The 24306-nt window shown below is 56.1% G+C and carries 22 protein-coding genes; 8 read left to right on the plus strand and 14 right to left on the minus strand.

What is annotated here, in order from left to right; translation table 11 throughout:
• Position 1: 1 nt before the first annotated feature.
• The 6 genes from ACETPC_RS08620 to ssuD all read right to left on the minus strand — a co-directional run bounded on the left by ACETPC_RS08620 (position 2) and on the right by ssuD (position 7970).
• Positions 2-1213: an acyl-CoA dehydrogenase family protein gene (locus ACETPC_RS08620; protein ID WP_380180472.1), complete on the minus strand. Its 1212-nt coding sequence runs from the start codon at positions 1211-1213 to the stop codon at positions 2-4.
• Position 1214: 1 nt separating this feature from the next.
• On the minus strand, positions 1215-2639 hold the full coding sequence (locus tag ACETPC_RS08625) for an MFS transporter (protein ID WP_380180473.1): 1425 nt from the start codon (positions 2637-2639) through the stop codon (positions 1215-1217).
• Between the two features lie 203 nt (positions 2640-2842).
• Positions 2843-4243, minus strand: coding sequence for an LLM class flavin-dependent oxidoreductase (locus ACETPC_RS08630; RefSeq protein ID WP_380180474.1), 1401 nt, complete (start codon positions 4241-4243; stop codon positions 2843-2845).
• Between the two features lie 68 nt (positions 4244-4311).
• Positions 4312-5724 carry an FAD/NAD(P)-binding protein gene (locus ACETPC_RS08635; protein ID WP_380180475.1) on the minus strand — a complete coding sequence of 471 codons (1413 nt, stop codon included), beginning with the start codon at positions 5722-5724 and terminating at the stop codon, positions 4312-4314.
• Positions 5717-6805 (minus strand): dimethylsulfone monooxygenase SfnG, encoded by a 1089-nt coding sequence (gene sfnG, locus ACETPC_RS08640; RefSeq protein WP_380180476.1) that lies wholly within the window; start codon positions 6803-6805, stop codon positions 5717-5719. Before sfnG ends, ACETPC_RS08635 begins: the two co-directional genes overlap by 8 nt.
• A gap of 10 nt (positions 6806-6815) precedes the next feature.
• Positions 6816-7970: an FMNH2-dependent alkanesulfonate monooxygenase gene (gene ssuD / locus ACETPC_RS08645; protein WP_380180477.1), complete on the minus strand. Its 1155-nt coding sequence runs from the start codon at positions 7968-7970 to the stop codon at positions 6816-6818.
• Positions 7971-8243: 273 nt separating this feature from the next.
• Here ssuD and ACETPC_RS08650 point away from each other — a divergent pair, with 273 nt between their 5' ends.
• Positions 8244-10139, plus strand: a complete 1896-nt coding sequence (locus ACETPC_RS08650) for an aliphatic sulfonate ABC transporter substrate-binding protein (protein WP_380180478.1) — start codon at positions 8244-8246, stop codon at positions 10137-10139.
• Between the two features lie 415 nt (positions 10140-10554).
• Here ACETPC_RS08650 and ACETPC_RS08655 read toward each other — a convergent pair whose 3' ends face one another.
• The 3 genes from ACETPC_RS08655 to ACETPC_RS08665 all read right to left on the minus strand — a co-directional run bounded on the left by ACETPC_RS08655 (position 10555) and on the right by ACETPC_RS08665 (position 13648).
• Positions 10555-11127: a DUF4142 domain-containing protein gene (locus tag ACETPC_RS08655; protein WP_380180480.1), complete on the minus strand. Its 573-nt coding sequence runs from the start codon at positions 11125-11127 to the stop codon at positions 10555-10557.
• A 371-nt stretch (positions 11128-11498) separates the two neighbouring features.
• The gene (locus tag ACETPC_RS08660) at positions 11499-12749 is read right to left on the minus strand and encodes an MFS transporter (protein WP_380180482.1); all 1251 of its coding nucleotides are present in this window, start codon (positions 12747-12749) and stop codon (positions 11499-11501) included.
• A gap of 5 nt (positions 12750-12754) precedes the next feature.
• Positions 12755-13648: a dihydrodipicolinate synthase family protein gene (locus tag ACETPC_RS08665; RefSeq protein ID WP_380180483.1), complete on the minus strand. Its 894-nt coding sequence runs from the start codon at positions 13646-13648 to the stop codon at positions 12755-12757.
• Between the two features lie 217 nt (positions 13649-13865).
• Between ACETPC_RS08665 and ACETPC_RS08670 the strand changes: the two genes are divergently transcribed.
• The 3 genes from ACETPC_RS08670 (at position 13866) to ACETPC_RS08680 (ending at position 16283) form a co-directional block, all read left to right on the plus strand.
• Positions 13866-15173: an aminotransferase class I/II-fold pyridoxal phosphate-dependent enzyme gene (locus tag ACETPC_RS08670; RefSeq protein WP_380180484.1), complete on the plus strand. Its 1308-nt coding sequence runs from the start codon at positions 13866-13868 to the stop codon at positions 15171-15173.
• Positions 15174-15234: 61 nt separating this feature from the next.
• A complete protein-coding gene (gene leuE / locus ACETPC_RS08675) occupies positions 15235-15873 on the plus strand; it encodes a leucine efflux protein LeuE (protein ID WP_380180485.1) in 639 nt (212 codons plus the stop codon).
• Positions 15874-15968: 95 nt separating this feature from the next.
• Positions 15969-16283 (plus strand): DMT family transporter, encoded by a 315-nt coding sequence (locus ACETPC_RS08680; RefSeq protein ID WP_380180486.1) that lies wholly within the window; start codon positions 15969-15971, stop codon positions 16281-16283.
• 48 nt (positions 16284-16331) lie between these two features.
• On the opposite strand, the gene ACETPC_RS08685 is transcribed toward ACETPC_RS08680, so the two are convergent.
• On the minus strand, positions 16332-16886 hold the full coding sequence (locus ACETPC_RS08685; protein WP_380180487.1) for a helix-turn-helix domain-containing protein: 555 nt from the start codon (positions 16884-16886) through the stop codon (positions 16332-16334).
• A gap of 91 nt (positions 16887-16977) precedes the next feature.
• On the opposite strand from ACETPC_RS08685, the gene ACETPC_RS08690 reads away from it, so the two are divergent.
• Together ACETPC_RS08690 and ACETPC_RS08695 are read left to right on the plus strand one after the other, a co-directional pair.
• Complete coding sequence (locus tag ACETPC_RS08690) at positions 16978-17667, plus strand: B3/4 domain-containing protein (RefSeq protein WP_380180488.1); 690 nt, start codon at positions 16978-16980, stop codon at positions 17665-17667.
• A gap of 92 nt (positions 17668-17759) precedes the next feature.
• The gene (locus ACETPC_RS08695; RefSeq protein ID WP_380180490.1) at positions 17760-18377 is read left to right on the plus strand and encodes a LysE/ArgO family amino acid transporter; all 618 of its coding nucleotides are present in this window, start codon (positions 17760-17762) and stop codon (positions 18375-18377) included.
• 327 nt (positions 18378-18704) lie between these two features.
• Here ACETPC_RS08695 and ACETPC_RS08700 read toward each other — a convergent pair whose 3' ends face one another.
• Both ACETPC_RS08700 and ACETPC_RS08705 read right to left on the minus strand, forming a co-directional pair.
• On the minus strand, positions 18705-18884 hold the full coding sequence (locus ACETPC_RS08700) for a DUF1289 domain-containing protein (protein WP_380180492.1): 180 nt from the start codon (positions 18882-18884) through the stop codon (positions 18705-18707).
• 11 nt (positions 18885-18895) lie between these two features.
• The gene (locus tag ACETPC_RS08705) at positions 18896-20002 is read right to left on the minus strand and encodes a nickel/cobalt efflux protein RcnA (protein WP_380180494.1); all 1107 of its coding nucleotides are present in this window, start codon (positions 20000-20002) and stop codon (positions 18896-18898) included.
• Between the two features lie 103 nt (positions 20003-20105).
• Between ACETPC_RS08705 and ACETPC_RS08710 the strand changes: the two genes are divergently transcribed.
• Both ACETPC_RS08710 and ACETPC_RS08715 read left to right on the plus strand, forming a co-directional pair.
• Positions 20106-20381 (plus strand): metal/formaldehyde-sensitive transcriptional repressor, encoded by a 276-nt coding sequence (locus ACETPC_RS08710; RefSeq protein WP_380180496.1) that lies wholly within the window; start codon positions 20106-20108, stop codon positions 20379-20381.
• A 378-nt stretch (positions 20382-20759) separates the two neighbouring features.
• A complete protein-coding gene (locus tag ACETPC_RS08715; RefSeq protein ID WP_380180498.1) occupies positions 20760-21947 on the plus strand; it encodes an MFS transporter in 1188 nt (395 codons plus the stop codon).
• 346 nt (positions 21948-22293) lie between these two features.
• Here the strand turns inward: ACETPC_RS08715 and ACETPC_RS08720 are convergent, their stop codons facing one another.
• A complete protein-coding gene (locus ACETPC_RS08720; protein WP_380180499.1) occupies positions 22294-22563 on the minus strand; it encodes a hypothetical protein in 270 nt (89 codons plus the stop codon).
• 598 nt (positions 22564-23161) lie between these two features.
• A complete protein-coding gene (locus tag ACETPC_RS08725; RefSeq protein WP_380180501.1) occupies positions 23162-24088 on the minus strand; it encodes a hypothetical protein in 927 nt (308 codons plus the stop codon).
• Between the last annotated feature and the right edge of the window lie 218 nt (positions 24089-24306).

Raw genomic sequence — 24306 nt, forward strand, 5'->3', positions numbered from 1 at the left:
TTCAGCCGCCGTTACCGATCTGCCAGATAAAGGTTGGCTCGTTACGGTTAACTTCCCAGTCGCCTACGTCGCGGGTTTTGTAGATAACGGGATTGTGTGAAGCAACGGTGCGAGCGTTGCGCCAGTGGCGATCCAGGGTTTTGCTGACGCGGGTATCCGAAGCGCCCAGCGCGTTAAACAGCTCGGTGGCAGCGCGCGGGATCAGCTCGCTGGCGATAACCTGCGCTTTGCCCGATTCCAGCTCCGCCAACACATTGGCCGCCTGAATGTTCGCTTCGCTGTCGCCGCGCTGCTGCGCTTCATACGCCAGCTGCATCGATTCGCTGGCTCGCTGTGTGGTGGCTTCGACGGCCCAAACCCAGCTGGCGATCTGTCCAACGACCTGCAATACTTGCGCATCCTGCTTTACCAGCGGCGCGTTGCCGTGGCTGTAGATCCTTTTACGCTGCGCCACGCCTTGCGCCACATCCCGCACTACCGCACGGCCAATGCCTGCCAGCACCGACAGCAATACATGCTGATAGAAAGCAGTCTGATAGCGGAAGCGCTCGCTAAAGTCATAAACGTGATCCTGTGCGACCTCCGCCTGTCGGAACCGCGTAGTGCCGCTGCCGGTCAGTTGCTGGCCGAAGCCGTCCCAGTCATCATCGCGCTCCACGCCTGGCTGATGAGTATTGACCAGCGCTATCACATCGCGGCCATTGTCGGTGCGCTGGGCGTAGACATCGATCCAGTCGGCGTAGAGCGTGCCGGTGCTGTAAAATTTCTCGCCCTCCAGCCGCCAGCCTTCTCCTTCTGGCGTCACTTTGGTCAGCACCTCGCCCAGCTTCAGGTTGCCGATTTCGCTCCAGCCGCTGCCTACCAGCTCGCCATCCGCAAAGCGACGAAACCAGCGACGGCGTATTTCGCTGTCCGGCTGATTAAGCTGATCTTCAACAAAAGCGAAGTGCGCGCGCAGCGCCTGCGGCAGATTCGAGTCCGCTTCCGCCAGCTCGGTCAGCAGTTGAAACAGCTGTGGCAACGAAGCGCCCAGACCGCCCTCGTCACGCGGGATGCGCAAAGTGCCGAATCCGGCCTCTTTCAGCCAGCGAATCGGTTCATGGGCCAGCTGCCGATGCTGCTCGCGCTCTACCGCGCCCTCAGCGATGCGGGTGAAAATCGGGCGGAAATGGGCCGCCAGTTCGTCATAGTCGGGATGGGTAATATCAGCCATGTTATTCTCCGGGTTGAGCAAGATCGTCGATATCCTGGCGCGTCGGTTCAAATTTCACGACCAGCAGGAAGAAAATGGGGATCAGGGCCGCCAGCGAGACGATCCAGAACATATTGGTGCCGAAAGCGGCCTGAATAATCGGCAAAATAAATAGCGCCAGCGCGCTGCCAATGCCGGATAACGAGCGACCGAAACCGACGCCGGTGGCGCGAATATGAGTGGGATAAGAGAGCGCCGGATAGATCATCATCTGCGCACCCGGTCCGAAGCCTTCGGCAAATAGCCACAGGCCCAGCATTAAAACAGCGAAGAATACGCCCAAAGCCGCCTGCGGATGGCCGATCAGCGCCAGCGAAATCAGCGCGATAAACTGTAAGGCGAAACCGGCGATTGCCACGTGGCGTGACGGGAATTTCCACGCCAGCCTCATTCCAAGCAGGCCGCCGGTAAAGGCAAAGAGCGCGTTCAGCCCCAGCGAGGCGGAGATGGTTTCAAAGACGCCTGCGCCCAGGAACTGTGCCAGTATGGAAGGCAGAAAGAAGGCGATGGCGGTGTACTCAAAAGAGATACAGATATTCATTACCGCCGTGACCAGCGTGCGCTCACGGTAAGGTTTTTCAAACAGCACGCGAAAGCTGACTTTTGGCGGCGCTGGCGGTTTTTCGGCGGCTGGCGCTTCATGAGCATTAATGCCATAAGAGTCGCGCAGAATTCTCACCGCGCCGCTGAGATCGCCCTGATTGGCGGCCCAGTGCGGCGATTCGTTCATAAACCGGCTGCGCACCGCGATGATCAACAGCGCAGGCACCGCGCCGAACAGCAGCGAGGCGCGCCATAGCCAGTCGGCGTGCTCTTTCGGCAGCAGGAAATAGAGCGCGAAAATAATAAAGAAGCAGGCGGAAGAAGCGGCGTACCACATCGGACACCAGGCAGCGAGCCGTGAAGCTTTGTTGCCCTTGCCGCTAAATTTTGAGAACTCCGCCAGATAGGCCATCGCCACCGGCAGATCGATACCAACGCCAATGCCCATCAGGAAGCGCGCGCCGATTAACACCCAGACATTGGGTGCCAGACCCGCCGCGATAGCCGAGACCACAAAGAACAGCATATCGGCCATAAATACCGTGTAGCGGCCATATTTATCGGTAAGCCAGCCACCGAGCAGGTTGCCCACTATGGTGCCGATCATGATCGACGAGGTCACTAACCCGGTTAGCGTCGGCGTCAGGCCGAACTCTTTCACCACGTCGTCGATGCCGTAAGAAAGCGTGGTCAGGTCATAGGCGTCCAGAAAAACGCCGCCCAGCGCCAGAAAGACTATCCAGCGCGCATAGCTATTTTTATTACCCTGGCTGTTGATCAACTGCGCCACGTCGCTGGCGGAGCCTATCGGTGCCGAAGGCGCTTCCAGGTTGATTGTGCTCATGGTTGCCTCGTTATTTTTTGCAGGTGCGCCTGTTATAAGCGCAAAAACAGCGGCGGCATAACAACAAAATATCAGGGTAAAATGCGTTTTTATTCAATAGATTACATAATTTTCTGACAGCAGAAATCACCGTAAAGGCCACGACCTTCCCGGTGATTTACCACACGGGGAAAAATTACAGCTTACGTGACAACGTCACAAAGCTATGCAGTTTTTTCTGCTTCGACAGGCTGCTCCTGCCAGCGATAGCCAACGCCCGGATGCGGTTCGCTCAGGCGTGGCCCCTGGCCAAACAGCTTGTCGCGCAGCGTGCCCGGCTGATACTCCTGCTTGTAGACGCCACGCTTTTGCAGTTCCGGGATCAACAGTTCCACTACATCAGTAAACGTCTCGTGTGTCACCGCATAGGCCAGGTTAAAGCCGTCAACATCGGTTTCCTCAACCCAGCTTTGCAGCTCGTCCGCCACCGTTTCGGCGCTGCCCACCAGCAGCGGCCCAAAGCCGCCGATGCCGACCCAGTCCGCCAGCGCCTGCACCGTCCACTGTTTATTGGGATCTGCCGTGGAGAAGGTTTCCACCGCCGACTGTATCGCATTGGTATGCAGATGCTTCAGCACCTGATCTGGCTGATACTGGCCGAAGTCGATACCCGTCCAGCCGGAGATCAGCGCCAGCGCGCCCTCATAGCTGACATAGCTTCTATAGTCACGCCACTTCTCCTGCGCGGCTTTGTCCGTTTCGCCAACAATTACCGTTTGCAGATTGAAAATCAGCACGCTGCGCGGATCGCGGCCCGCTTCTTCAGCGCGGCGGCGAATATCCGCCACCGTTTTCTTCAGCAAGACTTTTGACGGCGAGGCGACAAAGACGCATTCCGCATGTTCCGCAGCGAACTGCTTACCGCGACTGGAAGCGCCAGCCTGATAAAGCACCGGCGTGCGTTGCGGCGAAGGCTCGCACAGATGAATGCCGGGCACCTGAAAGAAGGTGCCCTGATGATTGATGGGGTGAATTTTGTGCGGGTCGCTGAAAATGCGCCGCTCGCGGTCACGCAGGATTGCACCCTCTTCCCAGCTTCCTTCCAGCAGTTTGTAAACCACCTGCAAATATTCATCGGCGTAATCGTAGCGGGCATCGTGATCGGTTTGCGCCTGATAGCCGATATTGCGCGCGCCGCTCTCCAGATAGGAAGTGACGATATTCCAGCCGATACGGCCTTTGGTCAGGTGATCCAGCGTTGAGAGCCGCCGGGCGAAAGGATAAGGATGTTCAAAGGATAGCGAGGCGGTCAGACCGAAGCCCAGATGTTCCGTAACCAGCGCCATCGGCGTAATCAGCGCCAGCGGATCGTTAACCGGTACCTGGGTAGCCTGGCGGATGGCGGCTTCGTTGTTGCCGTTCAGCACATCGTACACGCCCAGCACGTCAGCGATAAACAGGCCGTCGAATTTGCCGCGTTCCAGCAGCCGCGCCAGATCCGTCCAGTAGGCCAGGTCTTTGTATTGCCAGGAACGGTCACGCGGATGCGCCCACAGGCCAGGCGACTGGTGGCCCACACAGTTCATATCAAAGGCGTTAAGACGAATTTCACGTTGCGATGGCATAAGCTTGCTCCAGATGGATACGCGCAGGCCGGAGCCTGCCGCATCGGCAAAGTTTATAAAAAGGGGATTCAGGACAAATCAGTTGAAAGAGGACATCGCGCCGGTTTGGCGTTTTTTTCCGGCAGTAGCAGTTGTTCCGCCAACTGCTCGGCATGTTCCGCAACCTGCGGCAGGCCCATTAGTTCGCCAAAGCGGCCCCGCGCCGCTGGCCCAACAACATGCAAATGAGGATTGGCTTCGCCATGGCTGTCGATCGTACGCGATTGCGCATTCACCAGGATGCCTAACGCCAGCGGATCGGCCTGGATAAGTCCTTCTTTGGCCAGCTGGCTTAGCAGCTTGTCGCTGGTTACCAACGAGCCGTGCGCCGGGCCAGTGGTGACGATCAGCCTGTCGACGCTGAGGCTGATTTCAGTGCCCGTACGCGGCTTGAGCCTGAGCGCGATTTCCGCGCCTTTGCTCTCGGCAGCGACAAGCCTGGCCGCCAGCACCTGTAGCTGGCCGCTGCTTTGTCCTGTTTGCAAAACCTGGCTGACCTGCGGCGCGATGCGGTAGCGGTGCACATCCCACCACGGCCGCAGATGGCGCAGAAAACGCTGTTGCTCTTTCAGCGGTAGCCGCTGCCAGATCTGCTGAGCGTTATAGCGGATATCGTCCAGTACCAGCTGCCACGGCTGCCCTTCTCTTGCCGCCTGCGCTACTTCCTGCCGGACGCGATGCAGCCAGCCACGAAGCGTTTTCGGTGGTTGCCGATAGTCCAGCTCACGGCTTTCGTAATCGCCGCTGATATTGTCACGCGGTAGCTGCCCGCGTCGTGAGAAAGCCACGATGGGGCCGCGATGCCCCTGCCGCGCCAGCGAGGCCACTACATCTGCCATGGTCAGGCCCGAGCCGATAATAGCGACGCGCTCTTCTGCGGCGATAGACGCCAGCGCCTGCGGCCGCCAGGGATTGGCGATTAGCGCGGGAGTGTCGGCCAGCGGCAACAGCAGGCGCGGCAGCGCGGGCGGTGGGTGGCTGATCGCCAGCACCAGCTCGTCCGCCCGATAGCGCCTGCCGGTGGCGGTGATGATATCACCATCGCAAAACGCGACGGCACGATCCTGCACGTGCACCAGCTTAACTCTGCCGCTGCTGGCGGCTTTGTAAAACTGCTCCGCTACGTAAGCGCCAAACTGCGCGCGCTGAGGGTAGAGCTTACCGTCCTGCCAGCGGCTTGCCGGATCCGCCTGATAAGCGGCGGAATGGCGATACCAGTGCTCAAACTCCCCTTCTTCCGCTGCGGAAAGCTGCATACGCGAAGCAGGAACATTGATGCGGTGCGCCGGATCGCTGGTGCCATAAGCCACGCCCTGCCCGAGCTGTTCGCGCGGTTCAATTACCGTGACCGTTAAGCCCGCTTCGCCTTTACGGGCAAGATGGATCGCCAGCGCCGTGCCGGTAAAACCGCCGCCGACAATCACGATATGCCGTTCAGCCATGATGCAGCTCCGGTTCGCTCTGCCGCTCCAGCTCGCGCACCAGCGGCATCACTTTGCGGCCAAAATAGTCCACTTCTTCCTGAAAATGCAGAAAGCCCAGCAGCAGCAAATCGACGCCCGCGCGCTTCAGCGCCACGATTCTTTCCGCTATCTGCTGCGGCGTGCCGATCAGGTTGGTTTTAAAACCATCGTTGTACTGCACCAGATCCTCAAGGGTTGATTTCGCCCAGTTGCCTTCGCCTTCCGGCGAGGCGCTGCCCGCGTTTTTTACCTCATGCTGGAAGCCTTTTACCGCCTCCGGATTGGCATGGTCGAGGATCTCTCGCAGTACCTGCTGCGCTTCCTCTTCCGTATCACGAGCAATCACAAAGCCATTAACGCCAATTTTTACCCGATGCTGGCTGGCCGCCGCCTTTTGCTGAATATCCTCTACCTGCTGGCGAACGCCTTCCACGCTGTTGCCGTTAGTGAAGTACCAGTCGGAGACGCGCGCGGCCATATCCCTTGCGGCGCGAGAGCTGCCGCCCTGAAAGATTTCCGGCTGCGGATCCATCGGCTTCGGCTTCAGCGAGTAGTCACGATAGCGATAAAAGTCGCCAGAGAAGTTAAAGCTCTCTTCGCGCCAGATGCCCTTTAAGCAGCGGATAAACTCTTCCGAACGCAGATAGCGCTCTTCGTGATCCAGCCACGGCTCGCCTATCGCCTTAAACTCGCCGCGAAACCAGCCGCTGACGATATTGACCGCGATACGCGCGTTGCTGAGGTGGCTCACGGTGGCGATCTGTTTGGCGGCCAGCGTCGGATTCCACGGGCCAGGCAGAATGGCGGCGATCACCTTAAGCTTTTCTGTCGCGCCCAATAATGCCTGGGAAAAGGTCACGGACTCGTGTTGATTATCCGCGCCATAGCCTGCGGTAAAGCGAATTTGCGTCAGCGCATATTCAAAGCCCGCCCGTTCAGCTATCTGCGCCAGTTTGCGGTTGTAATCGAAATCCCAGCCGGTACGCTGCGGGATCTGGCTGATCACCAGACCACCTGACACGTTAGGCACCCAATAGGCAAACTTGATTTGATCCGCCATGCTGCGCTCCTTAATTTTCGCGTTTTGTCGGACGGCGATCGCCGCCAATGGTTTCGCCGAACGGCCCGGTATTAATGGTTTGCTGACGCTTGCCGCCGGTTTGCAGCAGTGGCATTACCAGCTCGGCAAAGCGGTGTGCCTCTTCCAGGTGGGGATAGCCAGAGAAGATAAAGTTCTCAATGCCCAGCGCCTGGTATTCACGAATACGCTCTGCAACCTGCTGCGGACTGCCTACCAGCGCCGTGCCAGCGCCGCCGCGTACCAATCCAACGCCTGCCCATAAGTTTGGCGCAATCCGCAGCCCTTCGCGAGAACCGCCGTGCAGCGCGCTCATACGGGCCTGGCCTGCGGAGTCCATTCGGGCAAAGATTTTCTGCGCGCTGGCGATGGTTTCGTCATCCAGATGGGCAATCAGACGATCGGCTGCCGCCCAGGCTTCCTCTTCCGTTTCGCGCACGATAACGTGCAGACGAATGCCGTAGGTCAGCTTGCGTCCTTGCTCTTCCGCGCGCTGGCGCACCACGGCCAGTTTCTCCGCTACCTGCTCCACAGGTTCGCCCCAGGTGAGATAGCTGTCGATCTGGCTGGCCGCCACGTCGATGGCTTCTGGCGAAGAACCGCCAAAATAGAGCGGCGGGCCGTTTTCCTGTACCGGCGGAAACAGCACTTCTGCACCTTCGACGTGAATATGCTCGCCTTCAAAATCAACTTTTTCGCCCTTGAGCAGGCGGGAATAGACTTCTAAAAATTCGCGCGTGACCTGATAGCGCTCCGCATGGCTAAGAAAAATGCCGTCGCCTTTGTTCTCTACCGGATCGCCGCCCGTCACCACGTTGATCAACAGCCGTCCTTCGGAAAGTCTGTCCAGCGTGGCGGCCATACGCGCGGCCAGCGTCGGCGGCTGTAAGCCGGGACGCACCGCCACCAGATAGCGCAGCCTTTTGGTAATGGGTGCCAGCGCCGAAGCCACCAGCCAGGAATCCTCGCAGCTTTTGCCCGTTGGGATCAGCACGCCGTAGTAGCCAAGATTATCTGCGGCCAGCGCCACCTGTTGTAAATAAGGCAGATCGACCGCGCGACCGCCTTCCGCCGTGCCCAGATAACGCCCGTCGCCGTGGGTAGGTAAAAACCAGAACAGCTTTAGATTATCCTGCGATGCGCTCATTATCTTTTATCCTTATAACGATATCTGAATTAATACAATAGATTGATTCTCTTTGGTTATAACTGTTATTGCAGGAAGCGTGCCAGCGCGCTTTTGTTTTTATTTGCTTTAAATTCAATAAATTAAACTTTTTATCGCGACGGCTTTTCTGCTGCAAATGCAACAGCCTTTGTTTCCCTGTTGCTGCATTTGCAGCAAATGCGCTTTTTGCCCTGTCGCCAGTTCTCGCGGCTGAAGGTATGGTGACGGCTAATCGTTAATAAGGAGCTCGCCATGCCTAATCCGGTAGCTGATTTGATCGACCCCGCCTCGGTGGCGTTTAAAAACGTGCTGGATCGCCTTGCGCCCGGCGATGCCACGGTGCTAATCGTCGGCGAAACCGGCACCGGCAAAGAAGTAGTGGCGCGCTATCTGCATCAGCACAGCCCGCGCCGCGACGGCCCTTTTCTGGCGGTAAACTGCGGCGCGCTGACAGAGAGCCTGGCGGAATCGGAACTTTTTGGTCATGAGAAAGGCGCGTTTACCGGTGCCAACGAGCGGCATCAGGGCTGGTTTGAGGCCGCCGAGGGCGGCACGCTGCTGCTGGATGAGATCGGCGAGCTGAGCCTGCCGCTTCAGGTCAAGCTCCTGCGGGTATTGCAGGAACGCGAGATTACCCGTGTTGGTTCCCGTCGTCCCGTCAGCGTTAATGTGCGAGTCATTGCGGCGACGCACGTTAACCTTGCCAGCGCGATGCGTGAAAAACGTTTCCGTGAAGATCTCTATTACCGCCTGAACGTCGCCGAAGTGACGCTGCCGCCGCTGCGCCAGCGCAGCCAGGATATTCCGCTGCTGGCAGAGCACTTTCTGACGCTTTACGCGCGCCGTCTGGGTCGTCCGCAGCTGCGGCTGAGTGAAGAGGCAATGCACGCATTGGTAGACTACAGCTGGCCGGGCAATATCCGCGAGCTGGAAAATACGCTGCATAACGCCGTGCTGCTCTGTAAAGAGCCGCTGATTACACCGCAGCAGTTGCGCATTAATCCAGTCGTCGCGCCGCAACCCGCTCAGGAAAGCTCGCTGGACAGCTTTCTGCGCCAGCAGCTGACCCAGGCCGATGGCCCGGTTTACCAGCGCGTGATGGAATCGCTGGTGCGCAACGCCTTTGAGCTGAGCCAGCACAACCAGTTGCAGGCAGCGGCGTTACTCGGCGTTAGCCGCAATACTTTGCGCACGCACCTTAGCCATCTTGGCCTGATTAAGCCACGGCGCAGCCTGGCAGGCGCTTTGTCTTCAGGCCCGATGCAGGCAAAGGAGCGCGAACTGAAGATCGGTTATCAAAAATTCGGCAATCTGGGCGTATTGAAAGCGCGCCAGACGCTGGAAATGCAGTTTGCCCGGCTGGGCGTCAGCGTGCTCTGGAGTGAATTTCCGGCCGGGCCGCAGCTGCTGCACGCGCTAAATAATCATGAAATTGATTTTGGCACTACCGGCGAAGTGCCGCCGCTGTTCGCCCAGGCGGCCCATTCGCCGCTGCGTTACGTCGCTTTTGAGCCTGCCGCGCCGCAAAGCGTGGCGCTGGTGGTAACGCAGGAGAGCGATATTCACAGCCTGGCAGATCTGCGCGGCAGGCGTATCGCGGTAAATAAAGGCTCCAACGTACATTACTTGCTGTTGCAGCTTCTGGATGAGGCAGATTTAACGCTGGACGATGTGCGCATCGTCTATGCGCCGCCAAAATATCCCTTAACGCCGAGCGATCGCCAGGCCGTAGATGCCTGGATGATGTGGGATCCGCTGCTTAGCGAGGCGGAACAGCACGGATTGCGCGTATTGGCGAACGGCGCGGGCCGCGTCAACAATCATCAGTTCTACCTGGCCCATCGTGATTTTGCCGATCGCAACGGCGATCTGTTACAGATTTTGCTGGCCTCGCTTGAACAAACCGGCCGTTATATTGATGCGCATCGCGAAGAAGCGGCGGCCTTATTAGCTGCCGAGCTTGGCCTGTCGCCCCTGTCGCTGGCGCTTGCTCTGAAAAGGCGCAGCCATCAGACCCGAAGAATGGATTTAGGGATTATCCGTCAGCAGCAGGCTATCGCCGATCGCTTCTACGCGCTGGGGCTGCTGCCGCGCGCGGTGAAGGTGCGGGAGGCGGTTTGGGGAGATGAGACTGGGGTTTTTGGTTGATAAATGATTTTATTTGTGAAGCCAGAAGCCCTTCCCCGAAGGAGATACTGATGTTTAGGCCGAACAACGAGGGTGAATTTGACACTGGCTTTCGCGCATTACAACAAACACTATCCGCTCAGTGCGCCTGGTATGGTTCGCTCGGGAAATCTATACGCAGAAAACTATCGCAACCGTAGAGAGCAGATATCTGGATAAGGAGTTAAAAACCAGGCAGCCAAACCGCAGCTCGGGCCCGGTTTTAGCTATTAGCACGTGAAGGGAGTGTCAGCCTGCGATTGAAGATAAGTAAACACCAGTCTGCATGTTTACTCTTCCATCCATTAATACTGACACTCACGCCGTGATTTTCTACAACTTAATGTACAAAAGCTGATTCAGGTTACAAATCCGTCGGGCAACCTGTTTACTTACCTTATGATTTTGATATCTGCTGGGCAGCCTTGAGGTGCTGTTCAACAACCGGCGTATGCGCGTCGGCGAGGGCCTTCACATCTGCATCTTTGATCTTACTGGCGTCGCTCTTAAGCTTTGACAGCACCATCTCGTGATCTTTGGTGCCGGCGTTTTCCATATACGCCTTGTCAAATGCCTCACCGCTCTGCTTTTCCAGGCTGGCAGCCATAGCCTTATGTTTAGCGTCCGGTTCAACGGGCAGCGTCACACCCTTTTGCTGGGCGACCGTCTGCACTTTGGCCAGCGCACTGCTGTGGTCGTCGACCATCTTTTGAGCAAATGCTTTGACTTCACTGCTTTGAGCTTTATTCAACGCGATTTTGGCAGCAGCGATTTCATTGATATTGGCCTGCGCCATGTCCTTTAACGCTTTTTCGTCGCCGGAACTAAGCCTGGTGCCAGAGGCGCTCTGGCCCGCGGCACCATTATGTGCTGCGACCGTTGGCGTCTGAGCTTGTACACCGACAGTGCTGAACATAGCGACTACTGCCGATACGGCCAGCAGTCCTTTCAGGTATTTTTTGTTTTGCATCTCGTTCTCCCAAGGGTCACAGGTAAGATTGATATCAAACAATTAACCGTGCTCAGTCTCCTCTCTGCATTACAGCGATACAGCCAGTATAGTGGATCAATAGCTTCAGGCAGCAGGATAAGCCATGGCTCTCAACGAAAGAGTGCCGGAAATGACGCCGTGGAAAGGTGATCGATGATGGCAACAGCGGCAGAACCAGTCTGGGGTGATATTGCGGAATGTCCGCTTTCACTTATAAAGTACTTTCCCCCTGCCAATGCCCGCTTTGTGCCAGAAGCAGACAGAGTCTGACATTCACAGCTAAGCGTCTGACCAGAAACAAACCTTTCCATCATGCTTTTATGATATTTCCAGTAAAAAACTGTCTTTGCTTAGTCTGACCTGTCCCGCTCTTTATTATCCGGAGGACAAAGGGATGCCAGTGTTCTTTCTGTTATTGCGATACTGATAAAAGCAGCCAGTACAGTGATACCGACCGCCAGTGGCCAGCTGCTGTCCGTCAGCATCAGCCTGCCAGCGACGGCCGTACCCAGCGACCCCGCCGTAATTTTCAGCGCGCCGACCCAGACGAATACCTGTCCCCGGCAGACAGCCGGCGAGTATTCACTCCGCGCGGCAAGGGTAGCGGCAAAGAATCCGGCGTTTAGCATGCCGGTGACAAAAAACAGCAGCAGCAGAACGGCAAAGTGCATGTTCAGCAGGATAAGAAAAACACCTGCAGCAATGAAGCAGGCAAAGCGGACCATGAGCGTATCAGGTTCCCCGCCAAGCGGGCGGATCATCAGGCATGCTGAGCCGGCAAGGTTACCGCTACCGTAAGCAACGGTCAGATAAGCAGCCGTGGTGGCCGCCACGCCGAGCGCAGGTGCCAGGCTGACGGCCGTGACCGGGAGCACCGCCACGCAGAATGCCACGGCAAGCGTCAGGTACAGCGTTCTTCTCAGGCGTACATTCCGGACGATAAGCCTCATCGTTGCAACCGGCCCCGGCACCTGCCGGTCTTCACCTGCGGCGGCACCGGAGGTGTGCGGAATGCGCATGATAAAAAAAGCGGCCAGCGCCGTTGCGGCCGCCAGCGCATACAGCGCTGCGGGAGGAGAAAACCAGGCGGCAAGCGCCGCAACCAGGGAAGGCCCAATCGTGCCGCCCAGCCCGTAAGTTGCCACGTCCCAGCCGTGTGCCCGGCGCTGACTTTCCCGGGTACGGCCGGCAATGGCCGGAAGGTGGCTGCTGATCCCGCCCGTGAGCAGCGGCCCGCAGAGGCCGGCACCGGCCAGCAGGATACCCGTCAAAAAAAGCGGCACGGAGGAAAAGGTTAGCGTCGCTGCCACGATGAGTCCGGTATGAACGAGGCAGGCGGCAGCAATGACGCGCCGGCCATCATTAGCCGTGTCCAGACGACGGGCAATGAAGGGGCCGGCAAGGTGAGGCAGCGTAATGCAGGCGGCCAGCGTGCCGGCCCAGGCGGCGGAGCCACTGCCGGCAACGCACAGAAGGATCACTGCCAGGACGCCTCCCCCGTCAGCCAGCCGGGCAAGGGTCGCAGCCAGCACGTAGCGGGCAAGACCGGCTCTGTCCATGCCCTCCGGCCGGGCACAGCCTGACAGTGCTTCCTCCTTCATGTTCCTTACCTCAGTGCAAGTCTACGGATAACGGCAGCGACCTCGGCAATATCACCGGCAGAAAGCGGACGAAGAGGCCGGGGCAGGCAGTCTGTGTCCGTCAGTCCGAGGGCGCCGGCGGCGGCGGCCATTACGCGGATGCTGCCGCCGTGCTTACGAAACAGGCTCCAGAGTGGCTGCAGACGCTCGCTGAGCTGTATGACCCGCTCATGTTCTCTCCGGGCCGCCGCGTCGGTGATTTCTTTTGCCGCGTGCGGAAACAGGCCGCCGCAGACTGAGTACCATACCTCGCAGCCGGCGTTGAGTCCGGTTGCGGCGCTGGCATCGCCGCTGATTCCGACCGTCACCCCTTCAGGCAGTGTTGCCTTTAGCTTGTGCACGCGCGCCCGTGCGTCATCCGGCAAAGACGGAACGCCCGGAATTTTAACGGAGCGGATACCAGGCAGCCGGGCGATGCGGCCGTGCAGCTCGTCTGAGAATTCAAAGCGCGTCGTGCCGGGATTGTCGTAGATGCACACCGGCACCGATACGTGCTGCATCAGCGTCTCAAACAGGCCGAAAACCTCATCGTCCCTGAGCGTCTGATACGAAATCGGCGGCAGCAGCAGCGCATCAGCACCGGCCGCCTGTGCGTCATCAGCCAGACGCAGCACCTCATCGGTGCTGACCGAGCCGACACAGACCATGACCGGAATATTTCCTGCGTGTGATTTTGCGATGCCGGCTATCCGGCTGCGCTGCGGACGCGTCAGATAGGCATAGCTGCCCGTAGAGCCAAGAACGCCGATCGAATCGGCGCAGGCAGACGTAATACGTTCAATAATGCGAATGAAACCGTGCTCGTCAAAGCCGGCGGGCGTGACGGGCGTCAGCGGAAAGGCGCTCAGACCAGTAAACATAGAAGGCTCCTGCAGGGTCAGTTTGGTTGGATACCGGCGAGAATAGCAGCAGTGCATTTCATTGTCACATGACAATGTTGAAAGGGATCAGTATAATGCCCTCAGGCATTATTTTATTTGCGGCACGGGTTTTCAGTGGGCACTGCCAGTCAGCAACCAACATTGCCCACCTGAAAATATCATTCCCCGAAGGCCGGCTGAGGCCGGAGCAGAGACAATGACAGCATCTGAGATTTTTGAATCCGTCAGGCAGAAAGTCCGTACGGGCAGGCTAAGGCCCGGTGACGCGCTGCCGCCCGTCAGGGAGCTTGCCATCCGGCTTGGCGTGCACCGCAACACTGTTGCCTCAGCGTACAAAAAGCTGGCGGCAGCCGGCATTGCGGTTACTAACGGGCGTTACGGCACCACCATCACGCAGCCTGACGACGTGACGGAACAGGAAGGCCCCGCCAGTCAGACGGCGCTGACTGACGTGTCCGGCGGCAATCCGGAGCCATCCGTACTGCCGGACCTGGCGCCGCTGCTGCAGGCCGTCAGCCTGGCGCCGCGCAGCTACGGCGGGAGTGTCATCAACCCGGGTCTTGAGAAGGCGGGCCGTGAGTGGTTCAGCCGTGACGTGCCCGGCACGTTTGGCCTCAGTCTGACACACGGGGCGATTGACGCTATAGAGCGTCTGGTGACCGGCTACCTGACAGCTGGTGAGAAAATTGCGGTTGAAGAACCCTGTTTTCTGAGCAGCATTAACGCTATCCGCAGCCTCGGGTACAGTCCGGCCGGCGTGCCGGTTGACCGGCACGGCCTGCTTCCCGGCCCGCTACGGGAGGCTCTGGAAGCAGGGGCGCAGGTCGTGATCGTCACGCCACGAGCGCATAACCCCACCGGCTGCAGCCTGACCCCGGAGCGGGCGACGGAAATCAGGGCCGTACTGGCCAGCTTCCCACACGTGATGGTTATCATTGACGATCATTTTTCCCTGCTTTCAGGGCACGATTATCAGAACGTGATTGCAGCCGAAACGCGAAACTGGGCCATTGTTCGCTCGGTGTCCAAATTTTATGGCCCCGACCTGAGGCTGGCGCTGGTCGCCAGCAATCCCGGCACGTCGGAAAGGCTGAACCGGCGAATGGCTCCCGGCACGCACTGGGTGAGCCATATTCTGCAGGACATGACGGAGAAAGCGCTGTCATCAGCGGCCGTGGCTCGAAAAGTCAGCGGGGCGGCAGCCCTCTACCGGGACAGGCGTAACGCCCTGCTTGCCGCGCTTCACGCGCGCGGCGTGGAGGCAGCGCGGGAGTATGACGGGCTTAACGTCTGGCTTCCGCTGTGCAGCGAACCAGCCGCCCTCCTCAACCTGATGGAGGCGCGCGGCTGGCTCGTCCGCGCGGGAGCTGGCTTTTATCTTTCGGAACCGCGGTATGCTATTCGCCTGACGCCTGGCTCACTCAGTGATGAGCAGTCAGAGGCATTGGCACAGGACCTGGCGGACGCGCTGCATAAGTCAGGCAATGCGGTCAGCCGGACCTGACGGGCCGGTAGCCGGTTCGGACATATTTTCTGCGTCACAGACGCAGCGAGAGGAGTAATTAATGTTTCATGACTATGGCGTGGTAAATTTCTGGACCTTTCTCGCCGGCGCGTTGGTAATCGTGATGATACCGGGTCCTAACAGCCTGTATGTACTGCGTACAGGAATAAGCCGGGGGGTGCGCGCCGCGTACCGAGGCATTGCCGGCGTGGTGCTCGGGGACGTGTTCCTGATTTTTCTGGCCTGGGCCGGCATAGCCACGCTGATTCAGGCAAGCCCGCACATTTTTATCGCCGTAAAATACCTGGGTGCACTCTTCCTGAGCTGGCTTGGCATAAAAATCATCTGGTCTGCCCTCCATATGCCACGGCAGGACGGGCTCGTGCCGACGATCAGGAAAGAAAACTACTTTCTGAAGGCGTTCATGCTGAGCATCACCAATCCCAAGTCAATTCTGTTCTATGTCTCTTTTTTTATTCAGTTTATCGACCCGGCGTCGGCACACAGCGCGGTCGCGTTCAGCCTGCTGGGCGCGGTGCTACAGCTAATCAGCCTGTCATGGATGACGTTTTTACTGCTGGCCGGTGCGGCTATTGCTCGCTGGCTGGGCACGCGCAGACGCCTGGTCAGGCTGGCCAACTCCCTTACCGGGCTGCTGTTCATCGGCTTTGCAGCCCGACTCGCCCTCGCGCAGAGCTAAAAGAACCAGTCTACTAAATTCCGGCCGTGACGGGACGACCCGGCACAATCAGGGCCTTTTATGGGACGACCCGACGATAAGAAGGAGAAGTGAGTATGGCCTGGTTAATGCTGGTTGCCGCAGGTGTACTTGAGGTTGTATGGGCGTATTCAATGAAGCTGTCTGAAGGCTTCACGCGCCCCGTTTATGTGGCCGTGACGATTGCTGGCATGGTCGCCAGCTTTGCCCTGCTGGCGACCGCGATGCGTTCTCTTCCGCTGGGGACGGCCTATACCATCTGGACCGGGATCGGGGCAGTTGGTTCGTTTATCGCGGGACTGTATTTTCTGGGAGAGCCGGCCACCCCGATGCGTATACTGGCGGCGGTAGTTATCGTGGCGGGCCTCATCATGATGAAACTCGCGTCCTGACGTACTGAAGCTGTCAGAAAGAAGTGGCGGGCAGCCGCCGTTTCTTTCTCAGCGTGTCCGTTCGCTCACCGTCATGGTAAAAACCAGCGAACCGCTGCCCGAACAGGCATAGCTGTGCGGCTCGTCCGTCCGGGTAATTGCCGAACAGTCCTCCGTAATAACAACACTTTCTTCTCCCACCCTCAGATGCAGGGAGCCCTGTACAACGTGCAGAAGCTTGTTTGTGCCCGGAGCGTGCCCTGCGGTTTCAAAAGTCTTGCCGGGGTACATTTTCCATTCCCAGAGCTCAACCATGTCCGGGCCGCTTGTGCCGACGAGCAGGCGCGCGCTGCCTCCGTGCTCTCCGTGCCACAGGCAGGGAATGCCTTCCGCAGAGATAATGCGCATGCCAGGCCTGCTTGCCATGTTAACGATGTCGGCTACGGAGACACCCATGGCCGACGCCAGCCTGCAAAGCAGTGCAATGCTGGGGTTGGCTCTGCAGGCTTCAATTTCGACAAGCATTCCTTTGCTCACGCCCACTTGCCGCAACAGCTCGTCCAGCGACATTTTTTTATGGTTGCGATACTGCCTGACGGCAGCCGACAGGGCGTCGTTAACCACGGATGCATCAGCGCCCGAGTCGGTCGCTATATTGACTTTTTTGTTAAATGGTCATTATAATATACTAAAATAGTCATTACAGGATTATCTAATGTTCGCAGTAAGTCCGTCAATCAGCCCTGATGTCACAAAGCTGGCGCCAGGTTTTCGTGCGCTGAGCATCAGCGTGACTGCCGCCCCGGTAGTTAATGCCAGCGTAGGCGAAGCTGCGCTACGCAGGGCCTGTGAAGACGTTCTCGCCGGCCAGCCTGAGTGGGCGGAAGCCCATCTGAATGCCTGGTCAGAGGTCTTTCGCGCCTTTGGGGCAAAGCCAAAGCGCACGCCCTGTTCGGCAGAGGCACTACGCAAACGCGTGCTGCGAGACCGCTCTATGGCGGCCCTTGACCCGGTAGTTGACCTGTATAACGCAGTAAGCCTGCGCTACGCCGTCCCCGTTGGCGGTGAAAACGGGAATGCTTATCGCGGCAGCCCCCGTCTTATAGTCGCCAGCGGCAACGAGCCATTTGATACGCTGAAGGATGGTCAGGCCACCGTGGAATATCCTGATGCAGGTGAAGTGGTATGGTGCGATGATACGGGCGTCACCTGTCGCCGCTGGAACTGGCGGCAGGGGGTGCGGACCCGCCTGAGCGCGTCAGATAACCACATGTGGTTTATTCTGGAAAGTCTGCCTGAAATGCCGCTTGATGCCTTGCAGGAAGCCGGAAAAATGCTGACCGACGGGCTGGACGCCATGATGTCAGGCCTGCAGTACAGCGTGTCGCTTATCGAAGCATCCTGACCCTCTCTTTGTTCCTGAGTCGGCACAAAAATCCCGGCTTATCCAGCGCGGACGCAGCCCGCGCTTATTCCAGACCTTATTCAGAGTGATATATGTACTTATCTGCAATTCCGGCCGGCTTTGCCACCGGTGCCGGCCTCATTATGGCCATTGGCGCACAGAATGCATTTGCCCTGCGCCAGGGGCTTCAGCGCAACTTCGTCTGGCTGGTCGTGGCCATCTGCTCTTTGGGCGATATTGTGCTTATCCTGTCGGGCGTGGCGGGTATTGGCCGACTCGTGCAGGCGTGGCCTGGCCTGCTGCAGGTGCTGCGTTTTGCAGGCGCGGCGTTTCTGGCGGTGTATGGGCTGATGGCGGCGTGGCGCTCCATAAAAGGTGCGGTGGCGCTCAAGCCTGCTGACGAAAGTGCCGGAAGCCGTAAAAAAGTGCTTCTGACCTGCATGGCCTTTACGTTCCTGAATCCACACGTTTACCTGGACACAATGGTGCTCGTTGGCAGTCTTTCCACACGTTATCCTGGCGCAGGCAAGTGGATGTTTGGCCTTGGGGCCTGTATTGCCAGCGTGGTGTGGTTTACCACCCTGACATTCGGCGCGCGATTTCTTCAGCCGGTTTTTCGCAGGCCCGTTGCGTGGCGCGCGCTTGATGCTGCGATAGCCCTGTTCATGCTTTCTCTCAGCATCATGCTAATTGCAAATCCCATTCACTGAAAAGGATAAGGCTATGTCTGGCAGCAGTATAATTTTGTCTGCTGCCATTTAAAGTCCCTTTTGCAACGTAACCACCTCAATACTGTGCAACATGAATGTCCGCTCTTCGCTCACAGCGGACTTTGTGCAGCGTCCTGCCCGCTTCGTGCCAGGAGCGGACATTCGGCGTGACTAAGCGAAATGGCATAACCAGCAGGCACAGATGAAGTTCAAATAGTACAAAGAAAACGTTAAGCAGATACATCGCGTTTTGCTAAGTAGTCAGCTGACCTGCTGGTTCACCATCCCGTCAGTTTTGGATGTCGGGCTTTTGATTTACCCGGTTTATTATGGTTTCATGCGCAGTATGTTCATTCGGCCTGCAAGAGCTCGCTCAATTGCCTTCTGGTGGAACGGTGACAACTTGCGCCATTCCTGCGCCTCTTTGCGCGTCCGTCCGCAGCCTTCACACCATCCATTTTTACCTGTAAAACCGCACTGGTCGATGCAGGGAGATTTAACTGCCATTTTATACCTCTTTATACGTTCAAACCGTTAAGCCCATGGAAGGCCATATACAGGCCGACCATCGCAATCAGTGCACTGGAAAAATAAGGTGCCCGGCGGGCAATGTCGCCAAAGCCTTTCCAGCGCTTGCTGGCATGGCGTACGCTCAGCGCTGCGCCAGCGCCTACTGTGACAAGAGTCAGCGCTAATCCAATGCTGAAGCAGACAACCAGAGCTGCGCCGAGAGTAAATTGTTTAACCTGAATACACAGGAGCAGAACAGTAATCGCCGCCGGGCAAGGGATCAGCCCGCCTGTCAGCCCAAAAAGAAGGATCTGCATATTACTGACTTCACGCCCGTCGAACCGACGGCGAATATCGGCGGCGTGAGCACGTTCGTGGGCATCCTGATATTCAGCAGAGCCAACCTCAAGCCCTTCCAGCTCTGCATGATCGTGTTCATGAAATGCAACGTCGTAACCGTGAACATGGTTACGATGCCCCAGCTCCAGGCGAGCACTGAACTCATGCGGCTCAAGAATGACGTCTTCAGAAACAAGCGATCCGTTCTGCTGGTTAAAGCAGAACATCTGGCTTGAACCATCCTTGCGACTGGTCGTCACTTTTACGTCATTTTCCGTCCATTGATGGCCCGTCAGGATGGTAATGACCCATCGTGCAGGGCCTTCAGACTCATCGATGGCGAGTTTGACCTTACCGTGGCCGGTATCAATGAGGTGGCTTTCATCGTGCTCATGATGATGCCCTTCACGCTGCCCTTTCTGCCATTCCCGCGCTTCAGACCAGGTGCGCCAGAACATCCAGACGGCGGTAAGCAAAATGATGATGCCAGAGATTAGCTGAAGCCATGGTTCAGCTGTCTCAGCGGTAAACTGTCGGCTGATATACATTCCTCCCATAGCAATAAGCCAGACCACGGCAGTATGCGAAAGCGTCGCCGCCAGCCCCAGCATGACAGCCTGTTTCACTGTCCCCCTGATGGCCACAATAAAGGCCGCCATCATCGTTTTTGAATGGCCAGGTTCAAGGCCATGAAGTGCGCCCAACACTATTGCGCTGGGTATAAACAACAAAGCACTGGAAGTGCCCTGGCTCAGCAACGCGGAAAAATCATTCATGTCGTGACCCGGTCATGATAAGTTGCAGACGGCCAAAAAGGCCCGTAAAATTGAACCAATATACTATACCCCAGTATACAACCTGATCAACAGGAGATCGGCAATGGGACATACACTAAAGAATCAGAAGAGCCTGCTTACCCGCGTGCGCCGTATCAAAGGTCAGGCAACTTCCCTTGAAACTGCGCTGGAGTCCGGCCAGGAATGCCTTAAGATCCTCCAGCAGGTAGCAGCGGTACGAGGTGCAGTTAATGGACTAATGAGTGAGCTACTGGAAGGCCATATCAGGGAACATTTGATGGATGAAAAAGCGTCTGAACAGGAACGAAAAGAAGACCTTGATGAGATAGTGGCGGTGATACGTTCCTACATGAAGTAACTTTCCTGCCGCAGGTAGAAAGCGCTGCACAATTTTTATGCCATTTACTTCTACATATGTCATGTCGATTATTGGCAAAGCTAACCCGGTTAGCACAGCCGGGCTGAAGTCCCGGCGCATCGGGAAATCAGAGAAAACCATAGTGGCCTTTATGCAAACATTAACGGTTCGCTTGTAATGTCCGCTTTTCGATCACAGCGGACCATGCAGTGCTTATGGGTGCTTTGTGCCAGAAACGGACGTTTAACTTATCTAAGCATGAAGGCGCAATCTGAAGCTCCGGCCTGAAAGCCTCCTTTATTTATAAAAAAATGATTCTCATTACTATGTAAAACCAGGTGAGGTTTAATAGCATTTTTCGTTTTCAAAGGAGATGAAATGGGTACCCGATTTTCAACATTGCGGCGCATTCCCGGTGGCGTCTGGATTGTTGGTTTTGTCAGCCTTTTGATGGATGTTTCTTCTGAAATGATCCACAGCCTTCTACCGCTTTTCATGGCAACAGCATTGGGAACGCCGGTTGTGGTCATTGGACTAATCGAGGGACTGGCTGAAGCAACGGCCCTGTGCGTCAAAGTTTTTTCTGGCGTTATCAGCGATTATATCGGCAAACGTAAAGGGCTTGCCGTACCTGGCTATGGCCTTGGTGCAGTTAGCAAGCCGCTGTTTGCGCTGGCCTCAACTTCCGGGATGATATTTAGCGCGCGCATGATAGACCGCGTCGGGAAAGGAATCCGGGGCGCCCCGCGAGACGCTCTTGTTGCAGATGTGACGCCGCCCGAGATCAGAGGAGCGGCTTATGGCCTGCGCCAGTCCCTGGATACTGTGGGTGCGTTCCTTGGCCCTCTGCTGGCCGTGGGGCTGATGCTTTTATGGAGTGATAATTTCCGCGCCGTTTACTGGGTTGCCGTCGTGCCGGCATTTCTGGCCGTTGCCCTGTTATTCTTCGGATTGCATGAACCACGCACGCCGGTTGCTACAGTCAGAACTAACCCGATAAAAAAGGAAAACCTGAAGAGGCTGGGCAGAGACTATTGGTGGGTAACAGGACTTGGCGCAATATTTACGCTCGCCAGGTTTAGTGAAGCTTTCCTGGTTCTTCGGGCCCAGCAAGTCGATATCCTACTGGCTTTCATTCCCCTTGTTATGGTCGCCATGAACATTGTCTTTTCATTAACAGCCTATCCGTTCGGGCGTTTATCAGACAGCATCAGCCACAGGCGATTACTGCAAATGGGTCTCGTTGTGCTTATCGTGGCCGATATAGTGCTGGCTCTGAGTCACTCCTGGGTAGGGATTATCATCGGCGTGGCATTGTGGGGTGTGCATATGGGCATGACTCAGGGCCTGCTGAACACTATGATTGCGCAGACAGCACCTTCAGACCTTCGCGGTACGGCGTTTGGATTTTTCAATTTGCTGAGCGGACTGGCGTTACTGCTTGCCAGCCTGGGTGCAGGGCTGCTATGGGACATCTGGGGTTCCGCTTCAACATTTTATGCCGGTGCGGTGATTTGCGTGTTAACGCTCGTGGTGACTCGTTTTGTACCAGAAAAGCCTGTGTAAACCTGTGCCTGACGGTCATGCTCAGACTTGTAACGGTTGAGTCTCTCTTGCCCCTTCAACAAATTCATCTTTAGTTGAAGGGATTTTATTTGCGGTTTGCTTCTCGCTCAAAGCGGATTGCATTTCGTATTTACTCTGACCGGGTTTATTCTGGGTTTGAATAATATTCACCGGCAGAGGTACATTAAAGCCCGTCTCCGGAAGCGATTGCTACCCGCAAAATTATGAAGTACGGGATGTCGGCTTGTTTTACTCAGCAGCCATTGCCGGTAATATTTGCAGGCAACATAAATCAAACCGACATTCTTAACTGATCGTTGTATCTAAGATTAGGGTCAGGTCAGCATTACAAACCAAGAATCTGGAATAGCGCTGTTGCAGCCGCAGACAATGCCGCAAATGAATTGTACTTAGATTGAAGCCGCGCAGTGGCGAAAAAATCATGGAGATTTACATTAAGTTCGGGATCTTCATATATGACCATGACAATTTTTTTGCCTGTCTCAACTTTTGCTGTGGCAGATTTAATCCATAAAATTGCAGATAAGACGCCAAAAGTTAATGACACCATATGATGATCTTCAATCAAGCTCATCACAAAAAGTATATCTTTCACTCATCACCTTCCTGATAAAGAACAATGGCATCACTGACAAAAAAGAAATCTCCTGTCGCGAATACCTCGTCGATTTAAACCCTACAAGCGTGACTGACTATTCAAACGGGATACAATGACAAGACTGCTAGCTGTACCATATCCGTAAACCTGTCATCCCAAAAAGAATCATCGGACTCAAAACTAAGCGCAATGAAGATGTGGGTATCGTTGCTAATTATGTGCTCCGGTGCTTGGTTGGGATCGAGCAGATCGACGTTTTGGACCTTCTTAACGACGACGGTAGCCTGAAAGCTATCAGTAGTGGCCGAAAGCCTGGCGAATTTCACTAACTAGTCTGGACATCAGCATCTCGCTCCAGAACTTTGCTGAGGAGGCAACGGGAACCACTCTCAAACAATCAAAATGGCCAAATAAAGTGAGGAACCTTTGGCATGTTCCGCATTTATTAAGATACAGAAATGCAAGTAATGTCTTTCTCAGTTATAAGAACAACTGCGAACCTCCGCTCCTCGCTTAAAGCTGAACAAAGTTCGAGCATTCGGTGTTGAGCTTTCTGCAAAAAGATGATTGGTCCCTTTGCCAACGTGATAATCGTCTACGTTTTTATTTGCCGTTCCGCTAGTGCATGTCTTGCTGCGTTTGAGGCCCATTCATCGGATTGATCCTGATGTTCAATCTCTGCCTCTGCAATCGGCGTTACACGGATCAGCGGAACTGAACCGAATGGCAAACCCTCAATTCGACGGCTATCACGGCTTAGAATGATGCGGGTCATTGGCTTATAATCGTTTGTAAGAGTACAAAACAGAATTGCGCCATATTTTTCAACATCGGCAGCGATTTGAAAGCCATCAGCAACAAGATCTCCTACGCCAATTAATAGAGGAGCCCAATTATCAATCGGATGACGGGTAATATCCGCAACATCCGATTCCATGAAAAGTTCGCATCCTACGCCGTTTTCCGGCTCTGCAATGCCAGCCCAGGGCGTTGAGAGGCCATCGGTGGCCAGCGTTAATTTGGTGCTGCCCTGAATGCTAAGCACCCGACGATGAGGCCCGAACCATTTCGTCTGATTGTGTATGTTTGCATCCCGCTGTTCAGCAGCAAAGTCACCTGACACGTCGCCATACATTTTCCAGAATGCTCGCCTTGTGACGGCGGCAGCCTCATAAACGGGGTCGTGAGGGCCGCGCGGCACGATTGCCTCATCGAATATTGTGTCAACCGTAACGCGACCTCGCATTAACGGTATTTTAGGCCTTCTCCAGCGAATAATAACTTTATTAAAAGGCTGTATCCGTGATGCTTCGAGTTTCTCGACGACCTTCTGGATTTTCTGAAAGGCGAGCTCGCCTGCTGCAATGTGACTCCCGTCTGCATGCATATAGCCTCCGGATTGCGAAGAGACGCCAGCCTGTTTTATAACAAAGAACCACTCCCCGTTTACAGCGCCAGCTGGCGCCTTATCTAAGACCGGACGTAAATCTCTGGCCGCATCAGAGACTGAATATGCTGTCATGTCTGTCCTTTAGCTTCATGCCTCTTGCTTATCTTAAGCTTTTTTGCATCAGAGCGTGGTTATCTTTCGGCCCGACAAATCGAAAGACGTCTGCCGGATTCACAGCGGGAGTGGCGACCTGCATTTCGTATTTACTCTGACAGTGTTAATTCTGGTTTTGGATAGTATTTATCAAGGGAGATATACTAAAGCCCGTTGCCAAAAGAGATTGCCAATTG

This window comes from Pantoea sp. sgz302252, assembly GCF_042610525.1.
Classification (GTDB): domain Bacteria; phylum Pseudomonadota; class Gammaproteobacteria; order Enterobacterales; family Enterobacteriaceae; genus Erwinia.

Coding starts and splice junctions, on each gene's coding strand:
- ACETPC_RS08660 (WP_380180482.1), bottom strand. CDS start 12,749: ATGAAGGAGGAAGCACTGTCAGGCTGTGCCCGGCCGGAGGGCATGGAC.
- ssuD (WP_380180477.1), bottom strand. CDS start 7,970: ATGAGCGCATCGCAGGATAATCTAAAGCTGTTCTGGTTTTTACCTACC.
- ACETPC_RS08625 (WP_380180473.1), bottom strand. CDS start 2,639: ATGAGCACAATCAACCTGGAAGCGCCTTCGGCACCGATAGGCTCCGCC.
- ACETPC_RS08630 (WP_380180474.1), bottom strand. CDS start 4,243: ATGCCATCGCAACGTGAAATTCGTCTTAACGCCTTTGATATGAACTGT.
- ACETPC_RS08690 (WP_380180488.1), top strand. CDS start 16,978: ATGTTCGCAGTAAGTCCGTCAATCAGCCCTGATGTCACAAAGCTGGCG.
- ACETPC_RS08650 (WP_380180478.1), top strand. CDS start 8,244: ATGCCTAATCCGGTAGCTGATTTGATCGACCCCGCCTCGGTGGCGTTT.
- ACETPC_RS08710 (WP_380180496.1), top strand. CDS start 20,106: ATGGGACATACACTAAAGAATCAGAAGAGCCTGCTTACCCGCGTGCGC.
- ACETPC_RS08665 (WP_380180483.1), bottom strand. CDS start 13,648: ATGTTTACTGGTCTGAGCGCCTTTCCGCTGACGCCCGTCACGCCCGCC.
- ACETPC_RS08705 (WP_380180494.1), bottom strand. CDS start 20,002: ATGAATGATTTTTCCGCGTTGCTGAGCCAGGGCACTTCCAGTGCTTTG.
- ACETPC_RS08725 (WP_380180501.1), bottom strand. CDS start 24,088: ATGACAGCATATTCAGTCTCTGATGCGGCCAGAGATTTACGTCCGGTC.
- leuE (WP_380180485.1), top strand. CDS start 15,235: ATGTTTCATGACTATGGCGTGGTAAATTTCTGGACCTTTCTCGCCGGC.
- sfnG (WP_380180476.1), bottom strand. CDS start 6,805: ATGGCGGATCAAATCAAGTTTGCCTATTGGGTGCCTAACGTGTCAGGT.
- ACETPC_RS08695 (WP_380180490.1), top strand. CDS start 17,760: ATGTACTTATCTGCAATTCCGGCCGGCTTTGCCACCGGTGCCGGCCTC.
- ACETPC_RS08680 (WP_380180486.1), top strand. CDS start 15,969: ATGGCCTGGTTAATGCTGGTTGCCGCAGGTGTACTTGAGGTTGTATGG.
- ACETPC_RS08655 (WP_380180480.1), bottom strand. CDS start 11,127: ATGCAAAACAAAAAATACCTGAAAGGACTGCTGGCCGTATCGGCAGTA.
- ACETPC_RS08700 (WP_380180492.1), bottom strand. CDS start 18,884: ATGGCAGTTAAATCTCCCTGCATCGACCAGTGCGGTTTTACAGGTAAA.
- ACETPC_RS08715 (WP_380180498.1), top strand. CDS start 20,760: ATGGGTACCCGATTTTCAACATTGCGGCGCATTCCCGGTGGCGTCTGG.
- ACETPC_RS08670 (WP_380180484.1), top strand. CDS start 13,866: ATGACAGCATCTGAGATTTTTGAATCCGTCAGGCAGAAAGTCCGTACG.
- ACETPC_RS08620 (WP_380180472.1), bottom strand. CDS start 1,213: ATGGCTGATATTACCCATCCCGACTATGACGAACTGGCGGCCCATTTC.
- ACETPC_RS08635 (WP_380180475.1), bottom strand. CDS start 5,724: ATGGCTGAACGGCATATCGTGATTGTCGGCGGCGGTTTTACCGGCACG.